This window comes from Steroidobacter sp. (assembly GCF_016790065.1).
GTDB lineage: Bacteria > Pseudomonadota > Gammaproteobacteria > Steroidobacterales > Steroidobacteraceae > Steroidobacter.
This window is the reverse complement of the sequence record NZ_JAEUPY010000282.1, coordinates 1-10,178: the sequence shown is the minus strand read 5'-3', so window position 1 is coordinate 10,178 and position 10,178 is coordinate 1. Positions and strand designations below refer to the sequence as shown.

Annotated in this window: 8 protein-coding genes; 6 read left to right on the top strand and 2 right to left on the bottom strand. The window is 60.9% G+C overall.

What is annotated here, in order from left to right; genetic code table 11:
* From JNL55_RS12115 to JNL55_RS12105, 3 genes are all read left to right on the top strand, one after another.
* Positions 1 to 700: CoA transferase (locus JNL55_RS12115; RefSeq protein WP_293853137.1), on the top strand; the 700-nt coding region annotated here is incomplete at its 5' end.
* Entirely contained in the window at positions 697 to 1,968 is a 1,272-nt protein-coding gene (locus JNL55_RS12110; protein WP_293853136.1) for an MFS family transporter, read from the top strand. The genes JNL55_RS12115 and JNL55_RS12110, both read left to right, overlap by 4 nt.
* A 7-nt stretch (positions 1,969 to 1,975) precedes the next feature.
* Positions 1,976 to 4,105 (top strand): PQQ-dependent dehydrogenase, methanol/ethanol family, encoded by a 2,130-nt coding sequence (locus JNL55_RS12105; RefSeq protein WP_293853135.1) that lies wholly within the window; start codon positions 1,976 to 1,978, stop codon positions 4,103 to 4,105.
* Here the strand turns inward: JNL55_RS12105 and JNL55_RS12100 are convergent.
* On the bottom strand, positions 4,102 to 5,385 hold the full coding sequence (locus JNL55_RS12100; protein WP_293853134.1) for a peroxiredoxin family protein: 1,284 nt from the start codon (positions 5,383 to 5,385) through the stop codon (positions 4,102 to 4,104). The genes JNL55_RS12105 and JNL55_RS12100 overlap by 4 nt on opposite strands.
* Positions 5,386 to 5,563: 178 nt before the next feature.
* On the opposite strand from JNL55_RS12100, the gene JNL55_RS12095 reads away from it, so the two are divergent.
* Both JNL55_RS12095 and JNL55_RS12090 read left to right on the top strand, forming a co-directional pair.
* A complete protein-coding gene (locus JNL55_RS12095) occupies positions 5,564 to 5,959 on the top strand; it encodes a DUF4398 domain-containing protein (RefSeq protein WP_293853131.1) in 396 nt (131 codons plus the stop codon).
* Between the two features lie 40 nt (positions 5,960 to 5,999).
* Positions 6,000 to 6,851 (top strand): OmpA family protein, encoded by an 852-nt coding sequence (locus JNL55_RS12090; protein WP_293853129.1) that lies wholly within the window; start codon positions 6,000 to 6,002, stop codon positions 6,849 to 6,851.
* Positions 6,852 to 6,901: 50 nt separating this feature from the next.
* Here the strand turns inward: JNL55_RS12090 and JNL55_RS12085 are convergent, their stop codons facing one another.
* On the bottom strand, positions 6,902 to 9,358 hold the full coding sequence (locus tag JNL55_RS12085) for an ATP-binding protein (RefSeq protein ID WP_293853127.1): 2,457 nt from the start codon (positions 9,356 to 9,358) through the stop codon (positions 6,902 to 6,904).
* 140 nt (positions 9,359 to 9,498) lie between these two features.
* On the opposite strand from JNL55_RS12085, the gene JNL55_RS12080 reads away from it, so the two are divergent.
* On the top strand, positions 9,499 to 10,178 hold a 680-nt coding region (locus JNL55_RS12080), incomplete at its 3' end, for an ABC transporter ATP-binding protein (protein ID WP_293853124.1).

Here is a 10,178-nt window from a genome sequence, read left to right as displayed (position 1 = left end):
CAAGGTCGGGGCGCTCCACGCCGTATACGGCATTCTCGCTGCCCTGGTAGCTCGCGCCAACGGCCGGCAAGAAGCGCTGCGAGTCGAAGTGCCGATGTTCGAAGCGCTGACGTCTTTCATTCTCAACGAACATCTCGCGGCCGCCACCTTCCAGGAGAACGGCAAGGTCGGTTACTCGCGGGTGCTGTCGCCCGATCGTCGTCCTTATCGCACCCAGGACGGGTGGATCGCAGTGCTGCCTTACACCGGCGAACAATGGCGGCGTTTCTTGATCGAAGCCGGGCGTGCCGACGTGCTCGAGCAACCTTGGTTTCATCAGGCCGACGGGCGGCACTCGCACATCGACTATTTGTACAGCGTGATCGCCAGCGTGTTGCCGCAACGTGCTTCGGCCAGTTGGCTGGAAACCCTGGAGCGCTTGGATATTCCCTGTTCGGTAGTGAACCGGTTGGAAAATCTGCTGGAGGATCCGCACTTGCACGACGTCGATTTTTTCCACGTCGGCGATCGCTATCCGCCGAGCATCAAACGCATGTTGCCGCAGCCGGTGGTGTTCGACGGTATCGCGCCTAAGAGCGACTCTCCCGCGCCTGGCTTGGGTGCGGATACGCGAATCGTGTTGAAGGAGTGCGGCTATTCCGCTGCTGAGATCGACGAACTGCTCGCGCAAGGCATCGCGCGCGGTCCGGTCAGATCGTGAGCATCGTTCTCAGTCATCGGCAGCGCTTGGCTGCCATCGCCACCGGCTCGGCAGGCAATCTGATCGAGTGGTTCGATTTTTATATCTACGCGTTCACAGCGCTGTACTTCGCCGCCAGCTTCTTTCCAGAGGGCGATCGCACGGCGCAGCTGCTGAACGTGGCCGGCATCTATGCCGTCGGCTTTTTGATTCGCCCGGTCGGTGGTTGGTACTTCGGCCGCTTCGCCGATCGGCATGGTCGTCGCGCGGCGTTGGTGGCGTCGGTGCTGTTGATGGGCGCCGGCTCGTTGCTGATCGCCGCATTGCCCACGTATGCCAGCATCGGAGCCTGGGCGCCCGCGTTGTTGCTGTTGGCGCGGCTGCTGCAAGGTTTCTCGACCGGTGGTCAATTCGGCGCCGCTGCCACTTATCTCAGTGAAGTGGCTGCCGATGCGCGTCGAGGTTTCTATGCTTCGTTCCTGTATGTGACTTTGATTGCCGGCCAGCTGTGCGCGTTGCTCACGTTGGTCGCGCTTCAGCAGTTGCTTGACGATGCTGACTTGCGCGCGTGGGGCTGGCGCATTCCTTTCGCCATCGGCGCGGTCATGGCATTCACGGTGCTGTTGCTTCGTAATCATTTGCACGAGACCACCGACAACAAGACTGCCAAGTCCGCCGAAGCAGGTAGCCTGCTCGCGCTGTTCCGTCATCCCAAAGCGCTGTTCGTCGTAATGTCGCTGACCGCCGGCGGCGGCTTGTGTCTGTACACGTTCACCACCTACATGCAGAAGTTCCTGGTGAACACCGCCGGCATGGAGATCAAGACCGTCAGCAACGTGATGCTGTCGGCCATGCTGGGTTTCATGTTGTTACAGCCGGCCATGGGTGCGTTGTCCGACCGCATCGGCCGTCGCAAATGTTTGTTGTTCTTTGCCGGCCTGATGACGGTGAGTGCCGTGCCTATCTTGCACGCCTTGTCCAAAGTTCAGGACGCGGGGATGGCATTCCTGCTGGTGTTGCTGGCGCTGACCATTCTCAGCCTGTACACCTCGATCAGCGGCTTGTTCAAAGCTGAGCTGTTTCCGCAGCACATCCGCGCGCTCGGCGTCGGGTTGGCGCACAGTATTTCCATCGCCATCTTCGGCGGCTCGGCCGAGTACATCGCGTTGCTTTGTAAGCAGGCTGGCCAGGAACAGATTTACTTCTGGTACGTGGCGGCGGTCTGCGCGGTTTCCTTTGCGACGGCTCTGTTCATGCGCGAGCCGCGTCGCGCGACCATGATGGAATAACAAACCAATGAGAGTGCTGGGGCGTTGGTGCGTGCGAGCGTTGCTGTTAGCCGGAGCGATCCAGCTCGCTGGCTGCAGTAAACAGCAAGAACCCGCGGCACCGGCTGCTCCCAAGACGCCGTATGGACGCGTCGATCAGGCACGCGTCATCGCCGCCGACGCCGAGCCGCAGAACTGGTTCACCACCGGCCGCACCTTCGGCGAGCAACGCTTCTCACCGCTCGAGCAGATTAACATCGACAATGTGCAACAGCTGGGCTTTGCCTGGCAGTACGACTTACAGACCGAACGCGGTCTGGAAGCGACGCCGGTGGTCGTCGATGGCGTGCTGTTCACGAGCAGCAACTGGAGCAAGGTGTACGCCTTGGATGCGCGCACTGGTCGTGAATTGTGGTTGTTCGATCCCAAGGTCGACGGTCAGTGGGCACGCAATGCTTGCTGTGACGTCGTCAATCGCGGTGTCGCCGTCTGGCAAGGCAAAGTGTATGTCGGCACGCTCGACGGCCGACTGATCGCGCTCGATGCCGATAACGGCAAGCAATTGTGGAGTCAGGACACATTCGTCGATCGCGAGCGCTCTTACACGATTACCGGCGCGCCTCGTATCGCGGGCGGCAAAGTCATCATCGGTAACGGCGGTGCTGAGATGGGCGTGCGCGGTTACATCACTGCGTACGACGCTGAGAGCGGCGCGATGGCGTGGCGCTTCTACACCGTACCGGGCGATCCCAAACTTCCGTTCGAACATCCCGAGCTCGAAGCAGCGGCCAAGACATGGGATCCTAACAGTCGTTGGGAAGCCGGCGGCGGTGGTACGGCTTGGGATTCGATGGCCTACGATCCGCAGCTGAATCTGTTGTACGTCGGCACGGGTAACGCGAGTCCGTTTCCGCAATCGGTGCGCAGCCCCAAAGGCGGCGACAATCTTTATCTGAGCTCCATTCTGGCCATCAATCCTGACACTGGCCGACTGGCGTGGCATTACCAAACCACACCCGGCGAGTCGTGGGATTACACAGCCGTACAACACATCATCCTCACTGATCTGCAGATCGGCGGCACTACGCGCAAGGTGTTGTTACAAGCGCCCAAGAACGGATTCTTTTATGTACTGGATCGCGCCACCGGCGAGCTGTTGTCGGCGGAAAAATATGTCGAGGTGAACTGGGCCAGTCACGTCGATTTGAAGACCGGTCGGCCAGTACCCACCGGTCAAGGTGATTATTCCAAGCAAGCCCAGCGGGTCGCGCCGGGTCCGTTCGGCGGACACAACTGGCACCCGATGGCGTTCAGTCCCAAAACCGGCTTGGTTTATATCCCGACGTTGGATCGCACGGCGTACTTCGCCGCCGATCCCGACTACAAATACATCCCACGGCGTTCGTTCAACACTGGTCGTGCAGGCGTTGTTGAATACGCGACACAAGTTAGCGACGGCGCAGTGATGACACGCAAAGGTGCGTTGAAGGCGTGGGATCCAGTTGCCCAGCGCGAAGTGTGGCGCGTCGACTATCCCTGGTTCTACAACGGCGGCTTGTTGGCAACCGCCGGCAACTTGGTGTTCCAAGGTACGACCGACGGTTACTTGAAAGCGTACGCCGCAGACACCGGCAAGCTCGCTGCAGAAGTGTTGGTCGGCACCAGCATCATGGCGGCGCCGGTCAGCTACGCCGTCGATGGCGAACAATTCATTTCGGTATTGGCTGGTTATGGCGGCGCGCAGCTGGATGAATTCTTGGAAGGCTCAGCCGCACGCAAGTACGGCAATGCTGGTCGCATCGTTACGTTCAAGCTCGGGGGTGGCAAAGTGCCGGTGCCGTCGGAGAAGGATTGGAACGCGAACATTCCGCCGCTACCGGAGCGCATGCCAGCAGACGCTGCGACGTTACAACACGGCGGGTTATTGTTTGGGCAGCACTGTGGTGTGTGCCATGTGCTGGATGATGCACCCAGCGGCTATCCCAACCTATTGCGGTTGCCTCAAGGTAAACACGCAATCTTCGACGAGATCGTCCTGCGGGGTGCACTCGCCAGCCGCGGCATGGCGAGCTTTGCAAATGAGATCAGTGAAGTGGACGCGCACGCGATACACGCGTTCCTGATCGACAAAGCCTACGAGGCGCGCGCCAAACGCTAAACCCCCGACGCTGGAGTCGTCGCGGGAGTTTCTGCCAGCAGTTGCTCGATCAGTGCAGTGAACTCTGCCACGTAGTCTTCATAGTGTTTGCCGGTCGCCGGTCCCGAGAATCCGACGTGTGTGTCCCGCACCTTGCCGGTTCGATCCACCACGAGAGTCGTCGGATAACCATAAACGCCGGTGAGCGTCGGTAGCGCTTTGCTTGCTTCGTCGGTGTCCGAAACGCCAGCGATCAACGTGGTGAACTCGATACCCAGATCTTTGCGATAACCCCGCACGGCTTGCGCGGCCCGTTCGAATTCGCCGTGACGCTCGAACATCAGCGCGACGATCTCTACGCCCTTGGGCTGATATTCCTTATAGAACGGCACCAGAAACATCGCTTCATCGTGACAGTTCGGGCACCAACTGCCGCCGAGCGTGACCACGACGACCTTGCCGCGAAACTTTTCATCGTGCAGCGACACTTCCTTGCCGTCGACATCGCGAAACGTGAAGTCAAAGCCGGAAGTTTGATCTTTGAGTTGAGTGCTGGGCCCGATACCGTCCAGGGTGGCATTGTCATTGCGGCTGGCCTTCACCTGCGAGTGCGACGCCAGGCCTTGCCACATCTCGCCTTCCAGATCGCCGGCTTTGTTCACTTTGAGTTTGTATAGATAAGCCAGGCCGCCGGCGAACGTCGACAGCTGCGCTTCGTCGCCATGCACTTGACCTTCCAGATAACGATGATCGCCGGTTGGCGTCATCACCGTGCCAGTGACCCGATCGTGCTGCTGCTCGAAGATGGCGACGGCCGCGGTGGTTTTGCCATCGCTGGTCAATGTCATTTCCCAGTGACCGGCGAGATCGGCGTTGTCGGTCAGCGCTTCTTTATAGAAACGATAGCTGTCGCCGCGCGTCGCCTGGAACGGAATCACTTGTTCCTTACTGTCGGCCTTGATCAGCGTGACAGTGCCTTCGAGGCGATCCCGATACATTTTGGCGCGCAGTGTGTTTTCGTAGCCAGGGAAGGTTGCCGCGAGCTCGCCCTCTTTGAGCGTCACGTTGTCGACGCGAGTGCGCTCGGCTGCATTCACTAAGTACAACACGAAGCCAGTGTCTACTTTTGATACTTCCAAGCCGACCGGCGCAACGCCACCCGGCAATTCGAGCGTGGCGCGGTAGGTGCCCGTTTGTGGTTCATCTACCGGCCTGCCGCACGCCGCCAAGGTTGCCAGCAAACCGGCCAGAACCAGGGGCGATATCGTCGAACGGGCCGAACTCCAAGCCGCTATGCGCATGCATCCTCCGCGAGAGGGCGGCAGTGTCGGGCGTCTGCCTGCGGACTGCAACTGAAGCGAATGTAACGACGCCAGACTTGACACGCCCCGAAACAGTCGCTCGACGTCACGGGAACCGCGCTGACGAATCGCGCGTTTTCGGACCACTGAATCTGTAGAACGACGACTTGGAGGCGCTATGAGAATCCCGACTTTCCGGGCCGGACTGCCCATCATCGGCATGTTGGCCGTTAGCTTGCTGGCGGGTTGCAGCAGCGTGTCCGAAGTAACGAAGGAGCGCGTGGCGCGCAGCGAATCTTCGTATCAGCAGGCACAGCAAGCGGTGGGCCGCTCGGAAGCCGGCGCCATCGAACTGCAACGTGCCAAGGACAATTTGGAACAAGCCAAAGCGGCTTTGAACAAGAAGGAAAGCCAGAAGGCCGAGCGTTACGCGCAGTTGGCGCAGCTCGATGCCGAGCTAGCCATCTCGAAGTCACAAAGCGCATCGGCGCGTAAGGCGGCCGATGAAGTGTTGGCCAGCATTCAAACTCTGCGTCAAGAAGCGGCCCGCGGCGCTGTGGCAAACGATCAGTGATGGTTGACAGCACAACTGCGTTAACCACCGGAGATTAGACATGAAACGTGCATACAATGTGTTGTTGACTGCTGCGGTTGCCGGCTTGTTGGCAGCCTGTAGTTCGACTCCAAATCGGGTCGAAGAGTTGGAAGTAGCGCGAGCTGTCGTGCCACAAGTCGAGTCTTCACCGCGTGCCGGCGTGGCAGCCAGCAATGTCGCCGAAGCGCGCAAGTCGCTGGATCGTGCCAACAAGCTGGCGGATCGCGGCGGCAAGATAGGTGACATTCAGTTCGAAGCGCAGGTCGCCGCGCGGAATGCGCAGATTGCCAATGAGAAGATTCTGACCGCGCAAGCTCAGGAAGAGATCGAGAAGGGCACGGCTGAGCGACAGGCGGTGTTGATCGAAGCGCGTGAAGCTGAATCGCGTCGTCGCGCAGCTCAGGCTCAGTCCGCTCAACAGCAGGCACAACTTGCTGAGCAGCGAGCCAGCACGCTCGAGCAAGAGCTGGCGGCTTTGAAGGCGAAGAAGACGGATCGAGGCATGGTGCTGACCCTGGGCGACGTGCTGTTCGATACCGGTCTGGCGACATTGAAGCCCGGCGCATACACGACGGTTGATCGACTCGCCACCGTGTTGAAAGAAGCGCCGGACCGAAAGGTAATGATCGAAGGCCACACCGACAGCGTCGGCGCCGATGATTACAACCAAGCGTTGTCTGAGCGTCGCGCCACCGCTGTGCAGACCGCTTTGTTGGAGCGTGGCGTGCGTTCGGATCAGATCGTGGCTCTGGGTAAGGGCGAAAGTTACCCGGTCGCGAGCAATGACAACGCCGCGGGTCGCCAGCAGAACCGCCGCGTCGAGATGATCTTCACCGACAACCAATCGCAGGTTGCTTCGGACGCTCAATAGTTGAGCACTACCCCCTCTCTCCGGCCGGAGAGAGGGGGTTGGCAAGTTGCTTAGCCTTGGGGCACCCAGACGAGTGCGACAGTTTTGACGTCGATGTCGGTCTTGCGTGGCTTGACCGATGTTTGTTCGATCGTCACGTTCGCCGGATCCAGGTCGTTGCGAAGGCGCGCGACTTCGGCTTCGAGCTCGCTCTGCATGTCGGTCAGACGCTGCTCGATCACTTCACGATTCTCTTCCGCTCGACCGACGTCGCCGCTTTCTTTGCCGAGGCGACCTGCGCTGCGCGCCGCACTGCCGACGCGTTGAGCGTTGCTCACACTGAGAGCTTTGCGGCCGAGCAGGGCGCCAAGAATGGACGTCCCCACGGAGATCGCGGTTTGCATCTTGTGCTGTGACAGATCGGAGCGTTCGCGTTCGATGCGATCATCGGCCCGGCGCAGTTGATCTTGCAGAGTGGTCAGCTTCGGGGCGTACTTCTTTCTGAGCTTGTCGATTTCCGCGTCGCGCTTTTCACGCAGGGCTAAAGCTAGCTTGGCGCGGAAGTCACCTTCGCTCGTGCCTGGAGCGACGGATTGGCCTGCCGTAGGGCAGTAGAAGACGGGCAGCGTCGCCGTCGCGTAGAGATGGCTCGCCAATTCTTTTTGCCAGGACTTGTAATTCTGAGCCCGGAGCAGCGCGGAGGGTGTTGTCCCGTACTGCGCTCCGGATGCGGGTTCGCTTGATAGTTGTTTCTGCAGATCGCCACTGATGTCGGCTTCCGCCCAGTCGGCGTTGGATTCGCTGTTGTCGAGCGGAGCAATCAGGGAGCGCGTCTCCCAAACGTCGAGGCCAGCAGCCTTGTCGACGAAGTGCAGGCGTGCGACGCCGAGCACGCGAGGCAGATACGTTGCGCCTCGCGTCGACGAATCGAGATAGAGCTCGGAGACTCCGGAGGGCACGACTGGCTTGTCAGCGGGCCGTGAATCTCGGCTTGTTTCCGCAGCAGCAGAATTTATTGATGAGCTTTCCGCCGGGTACGGAGAAGCAGCGCGTTGCGCCGATTCGGCGCCGGCGCGAGCAGAAGAGAGGGAACTCTGCGGCGAGTCAATGCTGGTGCCAGGCCGTGACAACTTCGCAATCTCTTGCAACGTCAGCGGCCCACGGAGATACGACAGCGTCCAGCGTGTTCTGAACAACACCGGCGCGGCGTCGTGCACATTCCGCATCAGGAACACGCGATTGCCCAGATTGGCGAGCAGCTTCTCCAACTGACCCTTGTCCAATCCATCACCGGCAGCGCCCAGCAACCCTTCGACAACGCGTGCCTTATCCCGCTCAGTCTGCAAACGCCCGATGAACCAAGTCCCAGCGTTCGACAAGCCCTTGTAATCCAGATCGACCGGATTCTGGGTGGCCAGTACCACGCCCAATCCAAACGCTCGCGCCTGCTTCATCAAAGTGAGCAGCGGCAACTTGGACGGCGGCATGGCGCTCGGCGGGAAGTAGCCGAAAATCTCGTCCATATATAAGAGCGCGCGCAAGCTCGACGTGCCCGACTGCTTGCGCATCCACGCGACGATTTCGCCGAGCAGCAAGGTCACCACGAACATGCGCTCGGCATCGCCGAGATGCGCAATCGAGATCACGGAAATGCGCGGCTTGCCATCGGCGGTGAACAACAGCTTCTGCACATCGAGCGGTTCGCCCTTCATCCAAGGAGCGAAGCTCGGCGAGGCGATCAAGTTGTTGAGCGCCATCGCCAACTGCATGCGTTCCTTGGCGGGATAGAAAGTCTCCAGGTCGAACACCCCGACCTGCTCGAACGGCGGCTTCTGAATCCCTTGGATCAACGCGGCCAACGACAGGTCGCGACCAGCGCTCCAGGCCTGCTCGAACAAGGTCGCCAATAGAATGTGTTCGCGGCTCTGGATGGGATCGGCCTGGATCCCGGCCAGGCCCAGCAAGCCACCAATGGTCGCGCCGACCCGTTCACGCAGCGCGCCGCTATCGAGCCGCAACTCCTCCGGGGGCGCGGCGAACGACTGAAGCACGGACAAAGGCCGACCGGCCTCGCTGCCTGGGGTGTAGATCGCGATGTCGACGGCATCCCGGAAGCGGGCGATGCGCGCGCCGTCCTGGTCCCAATCGGCCAGGCCCTTCTGCCAGGTCTCGGCGGTTTTGGCGGCGGCGGCGTCCGGCTGCAAACCCTGGCGGGCCGCGGCGCCGGCGTCGATCCAAGGCGCAAAGTCGGCGGGCCGCAGTTCGGGGAAGCTCAACAGCAGGTTGCCCAAGTCGCCCTTGGGGTCGATGGCGATGGCCGGTACCCCGTCGATGGCCGCTTCTTCCAGCAAGGACAGGCACAGGCCGGTCTTACCGCTGCCGGTCATGCCGACGCACACCGCGTGGGTGGTCAGATCCCGCGAGTCGTAGAGCAGCAGGTCGTCCGGGCGGTCGGCGCCGCGCTCGGCATCGTATTCCCGACCCAGGTAAAAACTGCCGAGGGCTTCGTAGGAGGGAAGGGTCGCCATGAAAGAATTGCTCGCTGAATGAGGCCGCGGCTAAGAACTTTTGGCGATAACGGCGCGTCGTTCGCTTCTGACGTTATAACCGTTTTGTAACCCGGCGATTACTGACCTTATCACTGCCGGCCGGTAAGCTCCCGGCCCCTATGTCCATCACGCTCGACCAAGTCACCAAACGGTATCAAGGCTCGCCGGTCGTCAACGACGTCTCCCTCGAGGTTGGCGAAGGCGAGTTCTACGTCCTGCTCGGCCCCAGCGGCAGCGGCAAGAGCACCTTGCTACGCGCCATAGCGGGCTTGACCGGCGTCGACCATGGCCGCATTGCCCTACACGGCAGCGACGTTACCCATGTCTCGGCCCGGCAGCGTGGCGTGGGCCTAGTGTTCCAGAACTATGCGCTGTTCCGCCACATGACCGTGGGCGAGAACATCGAGTTCGCGCTCAAGGTCCGCCGCATGAAGTCGGCTGAGCGTCGCGAGCGCCGTAAGGAGCTGTTGCGACTGGTAGCGCTGGAAGGCATGGACGACCGCTTGCCGACCCAGCTGTCCGGCGGTCAGCAGCAGCGCGTCGCCGTGGCTCGCGCATTGGCGCACAAGCCGCCGGTGCTGTTGCTCGACGAACCGTTCGGTGCCTTGGACGCCAAGATCCGCGAAGAACTGCGCCGAACCATCCGCCAGGTGCAGCGTGAGTTGAACATCACCACCGTGCTGGTGACCCACGACCAGGAAGAAGCGTTCGCGCTCGCCGACCGCATCGGCGTGATGAATCTGGGACGTCTATTAGAGAGTGGTAAGCCCGACGAGCTATACGCGCGACCGGCGACCCG

Excerpts from the sequence above, each read along its gene's own strand:
- JNL55_RS12105 (WP_293853135.1), top strand. The coding sequence starts at position 1,976 with ATGAGAGTGCTGGGGCGTTGGTGCGTGCGAGCGTTGCTGTTAGCCGGA.
- JNL55_RS12085 (WP_293853127.1), bottom strand. The coding sequence starts at position 9,358 with ATGGCGACCCTTCCCTCCTACGAAGCCCTCGGCAGTTTTTACCTGGGT.
- JNL55_RS12095 (WP_293853131.1), top strand. The coding sequence starts at position 5,564 with ATGAGAATCCCGACTTTCCGGGCCGGACTGCCCATCATCGGCATGTTG.
- JNL55_RS12090 (WP_293853129.1), top strand. The coding sequence starts at position 6,000 with ATGAAACGTGCATACAATGTGTTGTTGACTGCTGCGGTTGCCGGCTTG.
- JNL55_RS12100 (WP_293853134.1), bottom strand. The coding sequence starts at position 5,385 with ATGCGCATAGCGGCTTGGAGTTCGGCCCGTTCGACGATATCGCCCCTG.